General features: G+C 55.2%; 19 protein-coding genes. 10 read left to right on the top strand and 9 right to left on the bottom strand.

Annotated elements, in window-relative coordinates:
* Positions 1–44 precede the first annotated feature (44 nt).
* The 3 genes from HA50_RS28310 (at position 45) to HA50_RS28320 (ending at position 2610) form a co-directional block, all read left to right on the top strand.
* Complete coding sequence (locus HA50_RS28310) at positions 45–1223, top strand: Gfo/Idh/MocA family protein (RefSeq protein WP_084880462.1); 1179 nt, start codon at positions 45–47, stop codon at positions 1221–1223.
* Positions 1224–1232: 9 nt separating this feature from the next.
* A complete protein-coding gene (locus tag HA50_RS28315; protein ID WP_084880465.1) occupies positions 1233–2174 on the top strand; it encodes a sugar phosphate isomerase/epimerase family protein in 942 nt (313 codons plus the stop codon).
* A 97-nt stretch (positions 2175–2271) separates the two neighbouring features.
* Positions 2272–2610, top strand: a complete 339-nt coding sequence (locus HA50_RS28320; protein ID WP_084880468.1) for an ArsR/SmtB family transcription factor — start codon at positions 2272–2274, stop codon at positions 2608–2610.
* Here the strand turns inward: HA50_RS28320 and HA50_RS28325 are convergent.
* A complete protein-coding gene (locus HA50_RS28325; RefSeq protein ID WP_139811087.1) occupies positions 2497–3846 on the bottom strand; it encodes a CynX/NimT family MFS transporter in 1350 nt (449 codons plus the stop codon). The two genes, HA50_RS28320 and HA50_RS28325, sit on opposite strands and share 114 nt — an antisense overlap.
* Before the next feature lie 245 nt (positions 3847–4091).
* Here HA50_RS28325 and HA50_RS28330 point away from each other — a divergent pair, with 245 nt between their 5' ends.
* The 4 genes from HA50_RS28330 (at position 4092) to HA50_RS28345 (ending at position 9180) form a co-directional block, all read left to right on the top strand.
* Complete coding sequence (locus HA50_RS28330; RefSeq protein WP_084880470.1) at positions 4092–5090, top strand: type IV toxin-antitoxin system AbiEi family antitoxin; 999 nt, start codon at positions 4092–4094, stop codon at positions 5088–5090.
* Positions 5044–5859 (top strand): nucleotidyl transferase AbiEii/AbiGii toxin family protein, encoded by an 816-nt coding sequence (locus HA50_RS28335; RefSeq protein ID WP_084880473.1) that lies wholly within the window; start codon positions 5044–5046, stop codon positions 5857–5859. The genes HA50_RS28330 and HA50_RS28335 overlap by 47 nt, the downstream gene beginning before the upstream one ends.
* Positions 5860–6151: 292 nt before the next feature.
* Positions 6152–8635: a hypothetical protein gene (locus tag HA50_RS28340; RefSeq protein ID WP_139811088.1), complete on the top strand. Its 2484-nt coding sequence runs from the start codon at positions 6152–6154 to the stop codon at positions 8633–8635.
* 59 nt (positions 8636–8694) lie between these two features.
* Positions 8695–9180, top strand: coding sequence for a sterol desaturase family protein (locus tag HA50_RS28345; protein WP_084880478.1), 486 nt, complete (start codon positions 8695–8697; stop codon positions 9178–9180).
* Positions 9181–9194: 14 nt separating this feature from the next.
* Here the strand turns inward: HA50_RS28345 and crtB are convergent, their stop codons facing one another.
* The 4 genes from crtB to HA50_RS28365 are packed head-to-tail and all read right to left on the bottom strand — an operon-like array spanning position 9195 to position 13670.
* On the bottom strand, positions 9195–10124 hold the full coding sequence (gene crtB / locus HA50_RS28350; protein WP_084880481.1) for a 15-cis-phytoene synthase CrtB: 930 nt from the start codon (positions 10122–10124) through the stop codon (positions 9195–9197).
* Positions 10121–11602, bottom strand: coding sequence for a phytoene desaturase (locus tag HA50_RS28355; RefSeq protein ID WP_084880484.1), 1482 nt, complete (start codon positions 11600–11602; stop codon positions 10121–10123). The genes crtB and HA50_RS28355 overlap by 4 nt, the downstream gene beginning before the upstream one ends.
* Complete coding sequence (crtY, locus tag HA50_RS28360; RefSeq protein WP_084880486.1) at positions 11599–12768, bottom strand: lycopene beta-cyclase CrtY; 1170 nt, start codon at positions 12766–12768, stop codon at positions 11599–11601. Before crtY ends, HA50_RS28355 begins: the two co-directional genes overlap by 4 nt.
* Positions 12765–13670 carry a polyprenyl synthetase family protein gene (locus HA50_RS28365; RefSeq protein WP_084880489.1) on the bottom strand — a complete coding sequence of 302 codons (906 nt, stop codon included), beginning with the start codon at positions 13668–13670 and terminating at the stop codon, positions 12765–12767. Before HA50_RS28365 ends, crtY begins: the two co-directional genes overlap by 4 nt.
* 227 nt (positions 13671–13897) lie before the next feature.
* On the opposite strand from HA50_RS28365, the gene HA50_RS28370 reads away from it, so the two are divergent.
* The 3 genes from HA50_RS28370 to HA50_RS28380 all read left to right on the top strand — a co-directional run bounded on the left by HA50_RS28370 (position 13898) and on the right by HA50_RS28380 (position 17275).
* Entirely contained in the window at positions 13898–14839 is a 942-nt protein-coding gene (locus HA50_RS28370; RefSeq protein ID WP_084880492.1) for a 2-hydroxyacid dehydrogenase, read from the top strand.
* 123 nt (positions 14840–14962) lie between these two features.
* The gene (locus HA50_RS28375; protein ID WP_084881207.1) at positions 14963–16141 is read left to right on the top strand and encodes an NAD(P)/FAD-dependent oxidoreductase; all 1179 of its coding nucleotides are present in this window, start codon (positions 14963–14965) and stop codon (positions 16139–16141) included.
* 111 nt (positions 16142–16252) lie between these two features.
* On the top strand, positions 16253–17275 hold the full coding sequence (locus HA50_RS28380) for a Gfo/Idh/MocA family protein (protein ID WP_084880495.1): 1023 nt from the start codon (positions 16253–16255) through the stop codon (positions 17273–17275).
* Between the two features lie 179 nt (positions 17276–17454).
* On the opposite strand, the gene HA50_RS28385 is transcribed toward HA50_RS28380, so the two are convergent.
* The 4 genes from HA50_RS28385 to HA50_RS28400 are packed head-to-tail and all read right to left on the bottom strand — an operon-like array spanning position 17455 to position 21275.
* Complete coding sequence (locus tag HA50_RS28385; RefSeq protein ID WP_084880498.1) at positions 17455–18384, bottom strand: oligopeptide/dipeptide ABC transporter ATP-binding protein; 930 nt, start codon at positions 18382–18384, stop codon at positions 17455–17457.
* Positions 18377–19363 (bottom strand): ABC transporter ATP-binding protein, encoded by a 987-nt coding sequence (locus HA50_RS28390; protein WP_084880501.1) that lies wholly within the window; start codon positions 19361–19363, stop codon positions 18377–18379. Before HA50_RS28390 ends, HA50_RS28385 begins: the two co-directional genes overlap by 8 nt.
* Positions 19363–20256, bottom strand: coding sequence for a D,D-dipeptide ABC transporter permease (gene ddpC, locus HA50_RS28395; RefSeq protein WP_084880504.1), 894 nt, complete (start codon positions 20254–20256; stop codon positions 19363–19365). The genes HA50_RS28390 and ddpC overlap by 1 nt, the downstream gene beginning before the upstream one ends.
* Complete coding sequence (locus HA50_RS28400; protein ID WP_084880506.1) at positions 20253–21275, bottom strand: ABC transporter permease; 1023 nt, start codon at positions 21273–21275, stop codon at positions 20253–20255. The genes ddpC and HA50_RS28400 overlap by 4 nt, the downstream gene beginning before the upstream one ends.
* Positions 21276–21306 lie beyond the last annotated feature (31 nt).

The following is a 21306-nucleotide window of genomic DNA, read 5'->3' on the forward strand; positions in this document are numbered from 1 at the left end:
TCTGACCTCAATTGCACCCGAGTGCAAATCATTAAGGAATGGCTATGCAAAACGGTGAAAAGAAGATCCCTCGACCTTTACGCTGGGCAATGATTGGTGGCGGGCGTTTAAGCCAGGTGGGCTACAAACATCGCTCCGGCGCGCTGCGCGATAACACTGCTTATCAACTGGTGGCCAGCGCGTTCGATATTGATGCGCAACGTGGCCGTGATTTTGGCGTCAACCTCGGAATGAACGCCGAACGTTGCTACGACAACTATCAGCAGCTGCTGGCAGAAGAAGCGCAGCGTGATGATGGCGTTGAAGTGGTAACCATCGCCACCCCTAACGGCACCCATTATGAGATCACCAAAGCAGCACTTAATGCCGGGATTCACGTTATCTGCGAGAAACCGCTGTTTTTCACCACTGAGGAAGCGCAGGAAATTAAGGCGCTGGCGGCAGCGAAGGGGCTGATTGTCGGTGTCACTTATGGTTTCTCCGGCCATCCTTTGCTGATGCAGATGCGGGCGATGATCGCCAAAGGCGATATTGGCGACGTACGCATGGTCGAACTGCAATACACCCACGGCTTTAGTGCCAACGATAGCGCCGACAAATTCAGTGATGCGCAAAAATGGCGTGTTGACCCGAAAATCGCCGGGCCTTCTTTTGTACTGGGCGATATCTCTACCCATACCTTCTATATCTCGCAACTGGTGCTGCCACAGCTGCATATCCAATCGCTGTTGTGCGATCGCCAGAGCTTTATTCCGTCGCGCGCCCCGCTGGAAGATAACGCGCTGGTGCTGATGCATTACGACAACGGTGCCGTGGGGCGTATGTGGGCGTCATCGATCAACGCCGGTTCGATGGATAGCCAGAGCATTCGCGTGATTGGTTCGCGCGCCAGCCTGGAGTGGAGTGATTACAACCCTGGCGAGCTGAAATATGACGTGCAGGGACAGCCGAACCAGATACTTCATCACGGTATGCCGTATCTCGATGACAGCGCGCTGGCGGATGAACGCCTTGGTGCGCTGCATACCGAAGGGCTGGCGGAGTCATGGGCCAATATCTACCTCAAATTTGCCATTGCCATCAGCGCCACGCAGCGCGGCGATCAGCAGACCCTTGACAGCCTGATCTATCCCGATATTAACGCTGGTCTGGAAGGGGTGCGCTGGATCGAAAACTGTGTCCGTTCGGCGGATAACGGTGCCTGCTGGGTCAACTATCAATAAGGAACCCTCATGAGACTCGCTTTTTGTACTGATAGCCTCGGGCATCTGCCGTTTGCAGCGATGCTGGATAAATTGCTTGAGCTGGGCGTGTATGGCGTGGAAATGACCACCGGAGGCTGGTCATCGGCACCGCATCTGCGCACGGAAGAACTGCTCGCCAGCGCCAGTCAACGTCGGCAGCTGCTTCAGGCGCTGGAAAGCCGTGGTATGACGATCGCGGCGTTGAACGTATCGGGCAACCCACTGGATGTTGGCGAACTGGGGCAGTGCCATAAGCGCGACACCGAACAGGCGCTGGCGCTGGCCGGTGAGCTGGGCGTGGAGAAAATCGTGATGATGAGCGGCCTGCCGCCTGCCAGCCCTCACGACACCATCCCAAACTGGATCACTTACACGGTAAGCTGGCCGCCAACGCTGAAAAATTGCCTCGATTATCAGTGGAACGAAGTGGCGATTCCCTACTGGCAGGGGCTGGTGGCGCGGGCAAAAGCCAGCGGTGTGGCACGTTTCGCGCTGGAGAATTTCAGTTCGATGCTGGTGTGGAACCCGGAAACCTTGTTCCGTTTGCGCGATGCCGTCGGGCCGATGGTCGGTTTAAACCTCGATCCCAGCCATCTGTTATGGATGGGAGGTGACCCGATTGCAGCGGCGCGGGCGCTCGGCCCGGCGATTCACCATGTACACGGTAAAGATGTGCGACTGGAACGCGGGCTGGTGAATATCAACGGGCTGCTGGAAACCAAACCGGTGGAGGATGTTGCCAATCGGGCCTGGAACTACGTTGCGGTGGGCTGCGGCCAGGATCTGCAATGGTGGAAGGAGTTCTTCTCGGTGGTGCGCATGATGGGCTACAACGATTGGGTCTCGCTGGAGATGGAGGATCTCACCATGTCGGTGGAGGCGGGTGTCACCTCGTCAATCGCCGCTCTGCAACAATCCATCAGTCAGTAAATCCTTTAACACGGCGGGCGATAGCTCGCCGTGTTCTGTACATCCCGCCGCGTCTGCCCGATACTTCGTATTTATACGTACCATTGAGAGACAGCTTATGACCAGACATCCACCGCGCGCAGAGATTCGCCTGGAAAACGTGCTGGCGGCGCTCGGCAACCCGATGCGGATGACGGTGGTTAGCATCCTTGCCGATGGTGGTGAGCATACCTGCGGTTCGTTGTTGCAGGGCGTATCGAAATCCACGCTGACCCATCACTGGCGCGTATTGCGCGACAGTGGCGTGATCTGGCAGCGACCTTCCGGACGTGAAAACCTGTTGTCACTGCGGCGGGAAGATTTGAATGCGCGTTTTCCAGGCCTGGTGGAGGCTTTGCTGGCGGCAGCCGAACAGGATGCGCTCACGCGCGCCACCCTCGCTGATTTTCATCCCTGAAGCAGGTTGCATTTGCCACAGAGTGGCAACAGCGGTACTGGCCTGATCACAGATGGCGCGCCGGCCTGCCAGAGGTGCCATCACCATTTGTATCGCGGCAATCACCACCAGCAATGTCAGCGGCAGCAGCCAGTTGCCGCTGACGTCGTGCAACATACCAAAGCACAGCGGCCCCAGCGCTGCCAGACCATATCCCACGCATTGCGCCATGCCGGATAGCTTCGATGCCTGGCGATGATCCTGGGTACGGAGATTAAATAACGCGAGGCAAATCACCATTGATGCACCCGCCCCCAGACCTGCCAGCACCAGCCACAACAGCGCCAGTGCCGGAGCCAGCAGTAAGCCGGTTACCGCAATAAAAATCGCCAGCGAAGCTGCAAAGCCAATGGCACGTTGATCGCGGAATTTTTTCAGCGCGCTCATACAGGCCAGGTTGGCGACAATCGCCACAATTTGATAGACGAACAACATCCCACCGGCTTCCAGCTGGCTGATACCGTTGTCCTGCGCAAAGGGGGTAAACCAGCCAATCAGGGTGTAAAAGGTCAGCGACTGACAGGCCATAAATAACGACACCTGCCAGCCGATGGCGGAACGCCACGGCGAGCGTGCCAGGGATTGAGCTGATGCGGCATGAGGATGTGCTGCGGTTTTTTTCAGCAGTGGCAGCCAGGCCAGTAGCGCGACGATGGCGGGGACTAACCAGACGCCCAGCGCCAGATGCCAGCCCGCACCAGTGAGTTGCGCCAGCGGTACCGCCACGCCTGACGCGATGCTGGCGGTGATCGCCATGGTGGTGGCATAAAGGCCGATATAACGCGCAGTGTGAGCGGTGAAGTCGCGCTTGATGAGCGGTGGCAGTAAGACGTTGGCGGCGGCGATACCGGCGCTGAGCAACAGCGTACCGGCCCATAACGCGTTTTCACTACCGCTGATGCGCAGTAGCGAGCCCAGCGTAATCAACAGCAGCGCCCCCCATAAACTGCGCTCCAGTCCGAAACGGTTGCCCAGCCAGGCTGCGGGTGGGGCGAGAGTGGCAAACATCAGCAGCGGCAGGAAATTCAGCACGCCTGCGGCGCTGGCACTCAGGCCAAAGGTCAGGCGGATATTTTCCAGCACCGGCCCGGTGGCGGTGATCGGCGTGCGCAGGTTGGCCGCAGTCAGTAGCAGCAGGAACAGGAAAAAACCGGAACGGCGCAGGGCAGGCATTGCAGAGAGTACAGGCTGGGTCATTTTTCGCACCATAGAAAAAGGCAGAACAATTCTGCTCATGGTGCGTTGGTTGACGTTAACGCTTACGCAGCGGCAGGTTGCCGTTGGGAGTCGGTGATACTAACGAGGCCGGGAGGGGATGTAAAGGGGGAATGCTTGCCAACGGAACAGGCATAAGCCTTTAGGCGGCTAGAGTTGCAGAGTTGGCTTTTTGTTCATAGAATTACTTTGTTCATGAATCATGAACATTGATAAGGTGTGAACAAATGAACGAAGAACAGCTCTTATCAGATGCGATTGAAAACCTTGCTGATGGTTTTAGCCTGACTTATGTAAACAGTTCGGAAGGGGCGGGGCGTGATTACTGTGCAGAACTGATAGCCCCAAATGGCGAGCGGGTTCATTTGGCATTGGAAGTAAAATATATTCATCGTAAGCAGACACTTTTGACTGCAAAAGAGCGAATGACACATGATGCAGGCGGTCTTCCGTGGCTGCTGGTATGTAATCGACTTACGCCTGACTTAGCTGCATTTTGTGCCTCACAAAAAATTAATTATCTTGATAGCGCCGGAAATACCCGTATCCAGGTACCTGGGCTGTACCTGATGGTAGCAGGACGGTATGAGAAAAAAACTGTGCCTTCGGGTAGCAAAATGGCTGAAGGTGTGATGAAGTTGCTTTTTGTTTTGTTATCGGATCCCGATACGTTAAATAATACCTATCGTAGTCTGGCAGAGTTATCCGGCATTTCTCTCGGGATGGTTAGCAAGGCTTTTGGCTATCTTGAAAATCAACGTTATTACCGTAAAGCTCAAGGCGGCAGGCGTCTGATGAAAGAAGATGAGCTGGTAGCATTATGGATTAATGATTATGCAAACGCGTTACGCCCCAAATTAAAGCAGCTCTACGCAGACTTCCCCAAATCATGGGAGCAATTGGCACTTTTGCCGGATGAATATTCGGGTGGAGAAATTGTCGCAGCAGAATTGAGTGAGGGATACTTACTTCCCAGTACGGGAATAGTTTATACCCCGTATCCGTTATTGCAACGCCGTAAAGAACTGGGCTTAAAACCTGCACGCGATGGTCATTTTCAGTTAATAACATGTTTTTGGGGAAGTTTTAAACTAAATACCCGAGCTAAAACAATCTTGTGCCTGGCAGAACTACTGGGCAGTGGCGATGATAGAAATCGAGAAGTTGCGAGGATTATTAATGACAAATATCTTAACCTTAACGAATCCGCTCTCTTCAGTTATTGAAAAACTGTTGGCTACTGTAAGTCGTGTTTGTAGTTCACAGAGTATTTCATTTTTTATTGCTGGTGCCAGCGCCCGTGAAATATTAATTCATCACGTTTATGGGAGAAGTGCTGGACGCCAAACTCGCGATATTGATTTTGCTGTTTTCGTTAATGGTTGGGAGCAATTTGAAGATTTAAAACAAGCATTCATGAAAGAAGGGGCACGAGCTATAAAAGGAAACGCCCATCGAATGGTTGCGGAAGGTGTAGAACTCGACATTATTCCGTTTGGCGGTGTCGCTGAAGATAAACAAGTTGCATGGCCGCCTGACCGGGAAATCATCATGGCAGTGGATGGTTTTGAAGAAGCGTATTTGCACACCGTGCGGGTGAAACTAAACAGTGGAGAAGTTCTGCCATTTTGCTCATTACCTGGCCTGGCTTTACTAAAGCTTTTCGCATGGCGAGATCGCGGAGCGGCAAATGCCAAAGATGCTACCGATCTTTACAAGATCATCGCTGAATACGGACTCATTGAAGACCAACGCATCTATGAATTACCGATAGACAATGAAAAATTTGAATGGGATCCAGTCCGTATGGGGGCATTTTTGCTGGGCAGTGATGTTGCAATCATGAGCGCAGGTGAAACTCATATGGCACTTCTCAAATTGGACAAAGAGAAACTCATTGATGCAGTTGTACGCCAATCACGTGATGGAAGTGTGCAGGAAATTGATCAGCGCATTAATGATTTTTGGCAGGGTATCCATACCCTCGGCTATTGACGTTACTGACGGGCCTTAGTCCAATCTGGAGAACAGCAGCAAAGCGATGTGGTGATATTGCTGAAAACGATGCTGGGCAAGGGAGAACGAGGTTAATTATAAAATTCAGCATCGTTACCAATATGAAACGATTTTGTTTCTTCGGGTAATTTCGCGACCCCGTTCACTTTTTCAGATTTTAATACTTGCTGAAATGGCTATATCCAGGTGAAGGTTATTACAGGAATAAGAACCAGGCCCAATAAGGATGGCCTGAATAACTTTCATCTTCAGTCAGTAGAGCATTTATATTATGCCAGATAATAATACTATCGTGCCAGTGACCGGGCGCGGTGTTATTCAGCCTTTATCACAATTACGTCCACTACCAGTTTCCAGAATAGCCGGAGCAATTAATCATATTGCCCCGACGACTGCGGTAATATCCTCATCGCTACCACAACGAGAAAGAATATCTTTTAATAGAGCATGTCATGCTGCTGTTGTCAGGCAGGAAGCCAGAACAACCCGGCCATCAATATCGCAACAGCATGCTTTGGTAAGAGATAATATTCGCGCCTCTGCCGACGCTGAACCACTGACAGCCAGTTCTATTCTGGCTGCGAAATCACGAGGAAATCGACGAGTCGCGGGGAAAGTTAAATCAATCAGAATCAACACGCAGCATGATCAGGATCGGCTGAGTCGGCAGAAATGGACGGCGGAATTAACACAGTCACAACAAAAGTTATCACGCATAAACATCGATGATGAAAATGAGGCATTATCTCAGCCCAGCTCCACTGACGCATTGCAAATACAATATATGAATAGTGGAGCCAGTACATCGCAACAGCAACGATCCCCCGTCGCAGCGACACCACCGGCAAGTGTTGCCACAGCGAAATTTCCTTACCGGGGCGAGGGTGATCCGTGTGAAATTTATGCCCAACAACAACAGCGCATGGTGATTCTGACCCGTGGTGCGGGCGTGTACGCGCAATTGCCTAATCTGCGACCCGCGCTGGAATTAGTGAATAAAGTTGTGGGTGAGGTTTTCAGGAAAATAAAAAACCCGGAGTATGTTGGAGAAGTGATGGATACCATTGCATTCTGCACCGGTATTCGGCCAGAACGAGTGACTTTTACTATCTACTGCGACTTCTTAGCACAGATTCAGTCGTTGCTCCGTCAGGCGGGTACTTACCTGCCAGGTGAAATCAATGAAAACCAATTCGCCATCGTCGCACCCCCGGCAGGAAACATTATGGCGGCAGCGACTATACCTCAGGATCCCCATCATAGAGTCTGGTTTTCCCACAGTCAGTCGGCCGCCAGTCAGGCTGAATTTTTTAAGACGATGATCCATGAACTTGGCCATATGTTCACGACAGCCAATCCGGCGTTTGATTTTATCTATCTTATCCCACAAGGTTGTAATGAACAGGAAGTCTGTGACGTTGATGAATTGCATAAAGCCCTGATCAATGAAGTTGCAAATATTGGACATAATATTTATGTGCGTGAAGCCTATTTCAAAAATACGATGAAAATGCTCGGGAAAAGTTATCCCGGTGCTCCGTTGCATCATCTATTTAACGCCGCGACCTCCGCTGAGGCCGCCTATGCAATGGAGTATAATGATTGGCTGCGTTATGTACTCATCAGCAGAACATCTGACTTATTAAGTATGCTGGTGATGAAATTAGGTTATGACAAATTTCTCAAAGCTTTGCCGCCACAGGCACGTTCCACTGCCGATCCTGTCCTGGATATGGCTAAGATAGAGGCAATTAAAGATAGAACCTCGATTAACCTGCATCTTAATACCATCTGTAATGTTATGCGCGAGATTACAACGGATTTCAGAGCGGCCAATGGCATAATGAAAAAACTGGCCAGTATCGCCTTACCTTATCCCGCCGAAACAGCACAATGGTTGAAACTTATGGGAGGGGAGCTTCCCAATATGATGGCGCGCCTTTATCGCAATGAACCCAAAAATTCTGCGCATGTGTTGGGTACGATTAACTGCATTTTAACCTGGCTAATGGAGAGGGGTGATTTACCCGCGAGTTATGTGAAGGAATGTATTCTGCCAATCCCTTATACCTATGAATTTTATGACACTAAAAACAGCAAAGAGATATGGCAGGATAAACTGATTAATTGCTGGGCTGACTTATTGCGTAGCTTTCTCAGACGGTCTTCTCACCTCCCGCAACAAAGAGATATAGAAAACCTTGTCAGGATATTAATCCAAAAGTCGATGAGCTACAGAAATATACCTGGAACTGTACAGTTTTATAAAATGCTGGCGCTGGAGCTGGAACGACGGATGAACTGGTTTAATCATGTGACTAAAAATGAACAGCCCCAGAGTGATGAACCGAAAAGCAAAAAAGTGAAAACTTCCCCAGAACAGCCGGATAGCCGCCTGATGAATCTGGCAAAAAAACAGCGCTGGTATGTCGCGATTGAAGATGAAAATGGCGAGTTTTTGCGAGGCTTTAATCCGGCAGGAGAACGGATTACGGTCCGGGAACTTTTCACGGAACAATTCAGGAAACCAGGCGTAGCCGGAACTGCCAAAATAATCTGCACCCTGCGAGAATGGCAGGAAAACGGACAGGCTTATTATCATGGAACGACGCGTGATGGGGGGGATATCCACTGTGAAAACGATGAAAACAACCTCAGCCGGGCGGCAATGGCTGCTTATCGGGGGGAAAAGCCCACCGAAGAAGAAGTGATCATGCTGGGAAGAGATTTAGCGGCCGGGGAAGACAACCCTTAACGGAAATCTGGACTACTTTGAGTTAAAGATAACGACCCGTTAATGCAGAAGGACAGAGGATGCTTTGGTTATTGAATACGCTAATCCTGCTTTCCACCGTGGTGTTGATGGAGGTGGTTGCCGCGCTGGCACATAAATACATCATGCACGGCTGGGGATGGGGCTGGCATTTGTCGCATCATGAGCCGCACGACAACAAATTTGAACTCAACGATCTCTATGCACTGGCGTTTGCCCTGCTGGCGATAGTGCTGATCCTGTTTGGCGTGCAGGGGCTATGGCCGATGCAGTGGATTGGCGCGGGTATGACGGTATACGGTGCGCTGTATTTTATGGTGCATGATGGTCTGGTTCATCAACGCTGGCCGTTCCGCTATATTCCGCGCCGCGGCTATCTCAAACGTCTGTATATGGCGCACCGCATGCATCATGCGGTGCGTGGACGCGAAGGCTGTGTCTCCTTTGGCTTTTTATATGCGCCACCGTTACCCAGGCTACAGGCAGCGTTGCGTCAGCGACAGAGACGAGAAAACCACCTCAAATGATGGCAACGCTGCCGTTATTGTCCTGGTCGTTGCCATAGCCCCGCCGGGCGGGCCGCAGGCGAAACCAGCCGCGATCGGATTGCCAGCCCGGCCCCCCTGAGCAGTAACGCCAGTTTCTCGCCATTACTGGTGTGCTGGCGCGAATCCCACGCCTGCGCGCCTGCCTGCAACACTTTCATGCCAATTTCACGATACACGCCGTGAGCGGTGGCGATCGCCCAGGCTGAACGCAGCGGCAACCCCGCTAACCCGGCGTATGCTGACTGATAATAAGGCTCTGCTGCCGTCACCAGGCGTGCGGCGAGTGTGGCAATCGCCGCACGATGTTGCATATCGGCCAGATTATCGCTGCGCAAACCCAGCGGTTGCAGCCACTCCTCGGGCAGATAACAGCGGCCATTGCGTGCATCCTCGACGATATCGCGTGCGATATTGGTCAGCTGGAAAGCCAGCCCTAAATCGCAGGCGTGATCCAATACCTTTTCATCACGCACGCCCATGACCCGCGCCATCATTAAACCCACGACCCCTGCGACGTGATAGCAATAACGCAGGGTATCGTCGAAGCTCAGGTAGCGCTGGTGACGTGCATCCATCGCAAAACCTTCGAGGTGATCAAAGGCCAGTTGCGCTGGGATCCGGTGCATCAGTGCGACCTCCTGAAAGGCGGCAAACGCCGGTTCTGCCATGCTGGCACCGCTGTAGGCCCGCCGCGTTTCCAGTTGCAGATGCGCCATGCGTGCCAGCGCATCATCGATAGCATGCTGCGATCCAGGCGCTCCCAGCGTCTGACCATCAATAACGTCATCGCAATGACGACACCAGGCATACAGCATCAGCGTGCTGCGGCGCGTTGAGGCATCGAACAGTTTGGCGGCAGTCGCGAAGCTTTTTGAGCCAGCAGCCATGGTGTGGGTGGCGTGCGCCATTAACGGCATACTCATCCGGCAAGATCCTCCAGCATCAGTTGCGCAGTGGCTTTCGCCGAACCAATCACCCCGGGAACTCCGGCACCGGGATGGGTGCCTGCGCCAACCAGATATAAATTGTGAATCGCGGCATCGCGATTGTGTGGCCGAAACCAGGCGCTCTGCGTCAGGATCGGCTCCAGCGAGAACGCCGACCCCTGATGGGCGTGCAGCGTGTCGCGAAAATCAACAGGTGTGAACATGCGTTCGGTGACCAGCTGCGAACGTAAGCCCGGCATCTGGTGCTGCTCCAGGTAAGCAAAGATACGATCGCGCAAGCGTGGGCCTTCCTGTTGCCAGTCAATATCCGCTGTGCCCAAATGAGGCACGGGAGCCAGTACATAAAAACTGCCGCAACCCGGTGGCGCGAGGCGCGGATCGCTGGAGCAGGGAGCATGCAGATACAGCGAAAAATCCGGTGAAAGCTGGTTGCTGTGAAAAATGTCATCAATCAATCCGCGATAGCGTGGGCCGAAACACACCGTGTGATGTGCCAGCTGCGGATGTGGCTGATTCAGGCCAAAATACAGCACAAACAGCGAGTTACTCATCCGTTTGCGTTTCAGTGCCGCCGCGCGTTTTGCCGCTGCGGGGTGATGCGCCAGCAGGCTGGCATAGGTATGGACCACATCGGCGTTTGAAGCCACCGCAGCGGCGGCAAAATGTCGCCCATCAACCAGCTGCACGCCATGAATTCGATCGCCCTCAGTCTCAAGCCTGCGCACCTGGGCATTCAGCAGCAGCTCGCCACCCAGGTCCTGAAATAACTTCACCATGCCGTTGATCAGCGCGCCGGTGCCACCACGCGGAAACCACACCCCCCATTCACGCTCCAGCGCATGGATTAAGGTATAAATCGACGATGTGGCAAACGGATTACCACCCACCAGTAGCGAGTGAAAAGAAAAGGCCTGACGCAAATGATCATCCTGCACAAACTTCGCCACCATGCTGTAAACGCTGCGCCACGCCTGCAAACGACCAAGCTGCGGCGCGGCGCGCAGCATCGCGCGCAGCGATAAAAAGGGTACGGTGCCGAGTTTCAGATAACCCTCATTAAACACATCGCGTGAATAGGCAAGGAACTGACGATATCCGGCCACATCCTGCGGGTTAAAGCTGGCGATCTGCTGCTCCAGTCGGGTCTGGTTGTTGTCGTAATCCAGCGTGCGGCCATCTTCCCAGCACAGACGGTAAAAAGGCGTCACCGGCAGAAGCTCGACATAATCACACATGGATTTACCCGCCAGCGTGAACAGCGCTTCAATTGCGGTGGGATCGGTAATTACCGTGGGTCCGGCATCGAAGGTAAATCCCTGATCCTGCCAGACATAGGCACGTCCACCGGGCTTATCACGCTGCTCCAGCACCGTGGTCGGGATGCCAGCTGCCTGTAAACGGATCGCCAGCGCCAGGCCGCCAAAGCCCGCGCCCACCACATAAGTGCGTTTCATGGTTTCTTCCCTGTCTGCGGTTGTGTCGTCAGCAGCGCGCGCAACGCGGCACCGGGTGGGACCGGGGGTTTGCCACAAACAATGCGCGCCTTATCGATGAGGGTCAGCTGCCCGGCATAAAATCGGCCAATTAATCCGGCATTCAGCTGGTAAAAACGCTGCATCACCCGCCAGCGCTGATCGGGCTGACCAGCAAGAAACAGCATGCGATTCAGTAGACGGAAAAAGCGTTGTTCACGCCACTGCTGCCGGGCAAAGGTTTCGATATGCTGGCTCAGCGTAGCGGCATCGGTGGGCAGCAGGCTGGCAATATGTTCCGCCAGTGTCACCGCCGTGGGGAATGAATAGCCGGTGGTGGCGTGGAATAATCCGGCGCGCAGACCGCTACAGGGTTGTCCACGTTGCTGTTGCCAGAAAGCGTCAATATCGCCGTTCAGGGTGATAGGCAATGCACCGCGTTCCTCGCGTATCAGCAGGCTCAGGTGCCAGCGCTGCTGCCGGGCATAATCGGCGATATTTTGCCGGGCAACTTCCTGTGCCAGCAGGGGGGTGTCGATATAGTGGGTATCCTCAATCAACAGCCGGTCGCTGCTGAGGGGCAAGGTGTAGACAAACCGGTAACCCTGATGCTGTGGCACCGTGGCATCCATCAGTATTGGCTGGGTTAGCCCATGCGGCTGCGCCAGCTGCCATTCCTGACCAATAAACACCTGATAGCCGAGGGACAGATGCGGGGAATATTGCACGCCACGTCCGTCGATCACTACCGGAGACTGCCACTGACGACCATCTGCCAGAGTGACACTATTGGGGGTAATCTGTTGCACGGCACAGCCGGTGCATAAATCATCGCCGAATGTGGCACGCAGCTGGCGGGCAAAAGTGGCCGAAGAGATAGAGAAATAATCACCGGGCAGGTTGCGCTGCAACGCCGGGAAACGCACCTGATAACCCGACCAGCGTGAGGTGATGAGTGGCGCGATCCAGCGATGCTGATCGGCCTGTAAATCGTCCTGATGAAACGACCAGGTATGGTTGCCGCCCGCCTGTGGCTGGCTTTCCAGCAGCAGGCATTTCAGCATGGGGTGTTGCTGGCGCAACCGCAGGGCGATCAATCCATTTGCCAGCCCGGCGCCCACCAGAATCACATCATAGCGGCTGGTCAGTTGAACCTCGCCAGCTGTTGATTAAACAGGGCGTGCATATACTGACGGGTGGCCATACCGCGATGGCAGGCACAGGCCAGATGGGCATCGGCGCTGCGCAAATGGTCACGTAAGCGGCGCTCGGCACCTTCTGCGCCCAGCATCGCGACCAGCGTGGATTTGCCCTGGTCCTGGTGGCGATCTTTCCCGGTGTGCTGGCCGCCATCGGCGAGATCGTCAAGCAACTGAAAGGCCTGACCTAAATCCTGCGCAAAGAAACTCAACTTGAGTCGTACCGATGGCGAAGCGTTGGCGGCGATTGCCGCCATTTGCAGCGTGGCGCGAAATAACACGCTGGTTTTGAGTTCATTGGTGAGTTCGATATCTGCGGTGCTGCGCGCGTGTGCGCCATCATGCAGATCCTGAAATTGCCCCTGCACCAGTCCCTGCAAACCGACTGCCGATGAGAGCTCGGCAATGGCGGCGGATTTATGTTTTGCTGCCAGACCGGGTGCCAGTGCGATCACTTCGAAAGCGCGGCTGAGTAAGGCCACCGCTGCGAGGATCGCCACATTCTCGCCAAATTCGCGGTGCACGGTGGGGCGGCCCCGACGCATCTGGGCATTATCCATCGAGGGGATGTCATCAAGGATCAACGAGGCGGCATGTACCATCTCCACTGCGCAAGCCAGATCCAGCAGGCCGGGTTGTTGCGTATCACAACCCATATCATGCGCAGCCAGCAACAGCAGCAGGGGACGAATGCGTTTACCGGGAGCGAGCGTGCCTGCCCGCATGGCTGCCCGTACCCGATCGGCCTGCTGTCCGCCGGGCAGCAGCTGCTCAAGGTGTGACTGCAACCGCTGTTGCAGGCGGTGCAATTCGCTGTACGAGTTGGCAAGGGTATCGACACGGGCGGTCATAGCATGTTCCAAAGGTTGTTAAGTCTTTGTGGTTTTTTTAACCGTAGACCGCACAGGGAGAGTTCGCCAGATAAGCGAAGCGATTTGTATTGAGACTCTGCTTATGGCTGGCCCCAAATAGCACATTGGCTAACGTGATCGCTGCGACGAAATACGTAACCACTCGCCGTAACATAACGTTAATCCGTTAGTCTGAAGATCAACCCATTTTTATCGCGGAAAGAAAAATGCCAACCACACAACCTGAAATCCTTATTATTCAGCCGTTGATGCCGCAGCTGGATGAAAAGCTGACGCAACATTTTCACTGCCATCGTTTATATGAACATACTGACCCGGCGTTATTTTTGCAGCGTCAGGGACAATCAATCGAGGCAATTGTCACCAGGGGTGATGTTGGGGTGGAAAATGCGATTCTGACGGCATTACCGGCCTGCAAAGCGATTGCCGTTTTTGGTGTGGGTACCGATCGTATCGATCTCGCCAATGCCGCATCCCGCCAGATTCAGGTGAGTATCACCAAAGATATTCTGACTGAGGATGTGGCGGATCTGGCGCTGGGACTGACGCTGGCCTTTTCCCGTAAATTGCTGCATTACAATCAGTTTGCCCGTTCCGGGCAGTGGGAAGCGCAGGCTCCGGTGCTTTCCAGCAAAGTCAGCGGTAAAAAGTTAGGCATCGCCGGGCTGGGCGCGATTGGTCTGGCCATCGCCCGCCGCGCCGAAGCCTTTGGCATGGAGGTGGCTTACACCGCCCGCAGTGCCAAAGCGGTGAACTATCGCCGTTGCGACAATATTGAACAACTGGCGGCATTCAGTGACTTTCTGGTGCTGGCTTTGCCGGGCAGTGCGGAGAACCAACACATCGTCGATCAAACGGTGCTGAAAGCACTTGGCGCTGAGGGTGTGCTGATCAATGTGGCGCGTGGCAATGTGGTCAATGAAGCCGATCTGATTGCGGCGTTGCAGCAGGGAATAATTAAAGGCGCGGCACTGGATGTTTATCCGCAGGAGCCCGTTATTAACCCGGCACTTTGTGCGCTGGAGAATGTGATATTAATGCCGCATATTGCCAGTGCCACGTATGAAACGCGGGAACAAATGGCAAATAATGTGCTGGAGAATTTGTTGTCATATTTCGCCACCGGAAAAATCGTCACTCCGGTATAATTTTACTCTCTGACTTCAGAAGAAAAACTTATATCTATTGAATCAATGTTGCTGGCGGGAATTTCCTTTCCGCTGGCAGCGATTGATTATGATATGGTTGATTTTTTTTCCAGGGAGCCAGATATGACAGCACAAAAAATCGCAGTAATCGGTGGCGGCGTCATCGGCATGGCGGTGGCGCGCGCACTGGCCTTGCAGGGCACGCAGGTGACCATTTTCGAGCAGCAGCATATTGGCGCAGGCACCAGCAGCACCTCCTTTGCCTGGCTGAACTCCAATGGCAAACAGCCGGAGAGTTATCACCAGCTCAATGTGCTGTCGATGGAAGAACACGTGAAATTGCAGCTGTCGCACCCCTCTGCTTTGCGCTGGCTGGAAACCTGTGGCACCTGGGAATGGGCCTCAGAGGCCGGTCAGGCTGAACTCCAGCAGCGTGCCACACGGCTGCAATCCATCGGCTACCCGGCACGGGAAGTCACGCTGGGCGAATTGCAGCGCGAAATCCCGGAACTGCGCAGTACGGCGGTCAGCGGCAGCCTGTGGCATTTCCCTGCTGAATCACTGCTTTATCCCGCGATTTATCTGGCCCGGTTATGGGCGGATGCCCGTGCCGCCGGTGCGATCTTATACCAGCATTGCCAGGTGACGGATGTGCAGGAAAGTGCCAGTCAGGTCAGCTTACAGCTGGATAACGGCGAACGCTGGCAGGGCGATCGGCTGGTGGTGGCGACCGGGCGCTGGTCCGCTGAATTTCTGACACATCTCGGCCTGCAACTGGCGCTGACGGATGCCAGCCAGCCCAATAAAATCGGCTGTAGCTTCCTGGCGCGTACTGCGCCGCAGCCGTTATCGCTGGGCACCAACCTGATTTCGCCGCAGTTGAATGTGCGTCCCGATGGTGGCGGACGTCTGCTGTTGCAGGCGCTGGATCTGGATGACCAGGCCGATCCCGCCGCGCCTCCCGCGACCGATAGCGATGTTGCCCGCCAGATGCAGGCACGCTACCGCGAATTGTTTGATGACGCCGGTTCGCTGCAAATTGAGCAGATTGTAGTGGGGCAGCGTGCTCGTCCGGCCGATGGCTTACCGGCGCTGGGATTTGTCACACCGCATCAGCGGGTGTATCTCGCGGTGATGCACAGCGGGATGACGCTGTCGCCGCTGATTGGCCGCCTGGTGGCAGAGGAGCTAATCAGCGATAGCTCCAGCGCTTTGTTAACGGATTTCCGCCCACAGCGGTTACTGGGAAAAACGGCGGCTGACTTCCCGACACCGGTCCATTACTTCCCGGCTGCTCAGTAATAATGTTCCGAATATATCATTTGTGAAATTTTTGTGTTGTTTGCTGGTGTATTTTTGCTACCGTTGCTAATAACGCATCATCAACAACTTAACCTGTTTCACGGAGGGGATATGAAAGTCGGATTAGTGGGTTACGGCACCGGTGGTCAGAACTTCCATGCACCATTTATTTCAGCAGCTGAAGGATTGGAACTGGCAGGTATAGTGGCGCGCGCCCCTGCCACCATCGCTAAAGTCAGGGCTGATTTCCCGGATGTCGCTATTTACCCCAGCCTGACGGCGTTGCTGGCTGCGGGGGTGGATATTGTCACCATCACGACACCACCGCAAACGCGGCGTGAACTGGTGCTGGAAGCGATTGCAGCAGGGGTAGCAGTGATTGCCGATAAGCCCTTTGCTCCGGACGCGAAGACCGGACGCGAACTGGCCGCTGCCGCCCGCGCTAAAGGCGTGGTGCTTGGTGTCTATCACAACCGCCGTTTTGATGCGGATATGCAGACGCTGCGCCAGCTGATTGAACAGCAAAAGGTTGGCAAGTTATGGCGCTTGCATAACCGTATGGATCTCGACGAACCGCACACGCTGGAAGGCGGGGAAACGGGTGGATTGCTGCGCGATATGGGCAGCCATCTGGTGGACCAGGCGATGTGGCTGATGGGGCCGGTGACCTCGGTGCTGGCGCATCTGGATATCGTCGATCGCCCCGAAGGGCCGACGGATGCCAGCTTTGTGCTGACGTTAACCCATAGCAGCGGCGCGCATTCTTATATCTCCTCCAGTAAAATCAATCATCTGTCGATGCGTGAGCTACGTTTGTACGGTGACAAAGGCAGTTATGTCGCCCAGGGTTCAGATGTGCAGGCGCGTGAGATCTATGCCGGTAAGCGTCCGCTGGATGATCTGGCAGGTTGGGGATTCGAACCCCAACAGCACTGGGGCACGCTGCATACCGCGGCGGGTGCGGAGAAGATCCCGTCGGCGCAGGGGGCCTATCATGATTATTACGCCGCATTTGCGGCGGCGGTGCAAAACGGTAGCGCGCCGCCGGTGACGACGGAGCAGGCGATTAGCGTGCTGGAAGTGCTGGATGCGGCGTTTGTCAGCGCGCGTGAAGGGCGGATTGTTAATATTTAAATTCACGTAGCTACCGTCTTGAGCGTCAATCCCTGGTGCGAATAAATTCGCACCCTACGGCTGTAGGGGCGGCATTAATGCCGACCAGGTCAATAACAGCACGGAGCCGTAGCGGCGCGATTTATCGCGCGCCTTTTAAAACCCTGCGCGATAAATCGCGCCGCTACGGGCCCCTGCCGTTATCCAGCTTGCCAGCAGCGCACCGATCGTTCCCCCTCGATCACCCGCAGCATCTGCGGTTGCCCACAAGCTTCCTTCGCCTGTGGGCAGCGATCGCGGAAATAGCAGCCCGCAGGCAGAATACGGTTGCCGGGCAGGTCGGTTTTGCGTAACGCAATATGCTCCGCGAGGGGTTGGTGAATATCAGGCACCGAAGCCAGCAGCAGCTGGGTATAAGGATGTTGCGGCTCGGACAACACCTGTTCTGCTTTCCCCAGCTCGACAATCTGCCCGAGATACATCACCGCCACACGATCGCTCATATGCCGCACCACCGACACGTTATGCGAGATCAGCACATACGTCAGGTTGCGTTGTTGTTGTAGCGTGACCAGCAGATTGAGGATCTGCGCCTGTACCGAGATATCCAGCGCTGATGTCGGTTCATCCAGCACGATAATATCCGGGCTGGAAGAGAGGGCACGGGCGATGGCGATACGCTGACGTTGTCCGCCCGAAAAAGCGTGTGGCAGACGATCCAGATATTCCACACGAATCCCCACCAGCTGCGCCAGCTCTGCCGCCAGCTGTCGCCTGGCTGACTCTTTCAGACGCTGCTGAATCCATACCGGCTCGGTGATAATGCGCCACACCGGCAGGCGCGGGTCTAGCGAGGACAGCGGGTCCTGAAACACCATCTGCATAGTGCTCGCAGCCTGCCCGGTCCGCTGGCACTGCCCTTGCTGAGGTTGCAGCATCCCCATCAGCAACTGGGCGAGGGTGCTTTTGCCGCAGCCCGATTCGCCGACAATCCCCAGGGTTTCACCGCGTTTGAGTTGCAGATCGAGACCATTCAGCGCATGGGCCTGTTCCGTCACACGGCCCAGCCAGTTACGGCGTAACGGGAAATTGACGTGCACATCGCGCAGTTCCAGCAACATCTCAGACATAAGCGTTCTCCTGTTGCGGATACCAGCAGGCGGTAAACTGGCTGGCGTTGCCGTAGGGTTGCAGCGTAGGGATTTCAGCGCAACGCGGCCCGGCAGCGAAACAGCGATCGCGGAAGGCGCAACCGGTGGGTAAATGCGCCAGATTGGGTACGGTGCCGGGGATCGCGGGCAGGGTTGATCGTGGCGCGCGCTGTTCCGGGGCGCACTGCAATAATCCCTGGGTATAGGGATGAACCGGGTGCTGAATCAGATCCTGCGTTGCTCCGCGCTCAATCACGCTACCGGCATACATCACATACAAGCGATCGCATAACTGCGACACCACCGCCATATCATGGCTGATAAACAGCACCGAGGTGCCGCTGGTACGCGCTTTCTGCTTCAGCAGGCGCAGCACCTGAAGCTGCACCGTTACATCCAGCGCGGTGGTCGGTTCATCGGCGATGATCAACGTCGGGTCGCAGGAGAAAGCCAGCGCAATCATCACGCGCTGACGCATGCCGCCGGAGAGTTCAAACGGATAACGTTTCATCACCTGCGCGGCATCGGGGATTTGCATCTCCTCCAGCAGGCTGATGGCTTTTTCTTGTGCCGCTTTGCGCGTCAGTGCCTGGTGATGACGGATCACCTCAATGATTTGTCGACCAATGCGTCGGGTCGGGTTGAGTGCCGTCATCGGTTCCTGAAAAATCATCGCCACGCGTGAGCCGCGCCACTGACGCAGCTGTTTTTCGCTGGCGCGTAACACATCCTCCCCGAGTAAGGTGACCTCGCCCTGCGGCACACGATAACGTCCCTCAGGCAGCAGGCGCATGGCCAGCATTGCGGTAACTGATTTCCCGGAACCTGACTCGCCTACCACCCCGACAATCTCGCCACGCCCTACGTTGAGAGACACATGATTCAGCGCGTGAACTTCACCCTGATAGATCGGGAAACTTAACTGCACATCGCGCATTTCCAGTACCGAAGCCACCATCAGTGTTGTCCTCCCGTTTTCGGGTCGAGCAGGTCACGCAGGCCGTCACCAAACAGGTTAAAGCCAACCGCAGTGATCAGGATGGCCGCACCGGGGAAGGTGCAGTACCACCATTGATCCAATACGTAATTACGACCGACCGCCACCATCGCTCCCCATTCAGCGGTCGGTTGTTGCGCGCCAAGGCCGATAAAACCCAGCGTTGCTGCCATCAGAATCGCGCTGCCGATATCCAGCGATGCCTGCACGATCAACGGCGGCAGGGCGTTGCGCAGGATATGCCAGCTGATCAGATGCCAGCGTGAAGCACCAAAGGTGCGTGCGGCCTGCACATAGGTAAACTGGCGCACGATCAGCGTTTGTCCGCGTGCCAGTCGCACGTAAAACGGGATGCGCACGATGGCAATTGCCAGCATGGCATTCATCAGGCTCGGCCCCAGCGCTGCCGCCAGCGCCATGGTCAGTACCAGCGACGGAATCGATAACATGATATCCATCAGCCGCATGATCAGCGCATCACCGCGCCCGCCGAGCACGCCGGAAAAGCAACCCAGCAGCGAGCCAATTCCTCCGGCAATCACCACCACCATCAATCCCGCCACCATCGATTGCTGGCTACCGACCAGCACGCGGCTGAACAGATCGCGGCCCACTTCATCGGTGCCAAACCAATGCAGCGCGGAGGGGGCCTGCAACCTGGCGGTGAGGTCCAGCGCGTTGGGATCGTAGGGTGCCAGCCACGGCGACAGCACCAGCAGCAATAACATCAGCAGCATAATCAGCCCGCCCACTAAGGTCAGCGGACTTTGGCGCAGCAGCCAGAAGGTGCGTTTCAGGCTGGTCTGCCAGGCTTTATTGCTGCGGACGCGCGGTTCGACTTCCGTCATCATCATGCGTCACCTCCGCGACCGATGCGTGGGTCGATCCACAGGTAGATCAGATCCACCGCCAGATTGACCAGCACATAAACAAAAGACACCACCACGGCAAAACCCATCACTGCCGGGAAATCGAGTGCCTGGATGGAGGCCACCACCCACGCGCCCATGCCGGGCCAGGAAAATACCGTTTCGGTCAGCACGGCACCATACAACAGGTCACCCAACGCCAGACCCAGTACCGTGACTGAGGGGATCAGCGCGTTCGGCAATGCGTAACGCAGGATAATCACCCGGTTCGGTAAACCGCTGGCGCGCGCGGTGCGGATATAGTCTTCGCTGAGTTGTTCCAGCATCGCACCACGAATCTGGCGCGCGACAATGCCAAGATGAACAAAGGCCAGCGTCAGCGAGGGCAGAATCAGATGCTGCACCGCATTGAAAAACACCTCACTGTCGCCTGCCAGCAGGGCATCGATAGTGTAAAAGCCGGTGACACGCGCGGGCGGATCAAGCCAGTCATCCAGCCGTCCGCCCCCTGGCAACAGTTGCAGATGCCCGTAGAACAGCACAATCACCCCCAGCCCGAGCCAGAAGGCCGGGGTCGAGATGCCGGTGATAGCCAGCAGACGGACCAGATGGTCCAGCCAGCGATTGCGATACACCGCCGACAGCACGCCGAGCGGAATGCCAATCAGCAGTGCCAGCAACAACGCGCAGCAGGCCAGTTCCAGCGTGGCAGGAAAAAAGGTGCGCATCTCCTCCAGCACAGGACGACCGGTGCGGATCGAGGTGCCAAGATCGCCATGCAGTAAGGCCATCACATAGCGGCCGAACTGCACCCATAACGGTTGATCCAGCCCGAGTTGCTGGCGGATATGCTGCACAATCGCTTCACTGGCGCGATCTCCGGCCAGCAGGCGCGCCGGATCGCCCGGTATCAGGTGCGAGATAATAAAGGTGATCACGCAGACCCCAGCGACCACCAGGACAAGTCCCCAGCAGCGCTGGCGCAAAATTTGCCAGAGTGTCATCGGCGCTCCCTGACGGCGTCGTTACCGACGC

The sequence above is a fragment of the Pantoea cypripedii genome (genome assembly GCF_002095535.1).
GTDB classification, from domain to species: domain Bacteria; phylum Pseudomonadota; class Gammaproteobacteria; order Enterobacterales; family Enterobacteriaceae; genus Pantoea; species Pantoea cypripedii.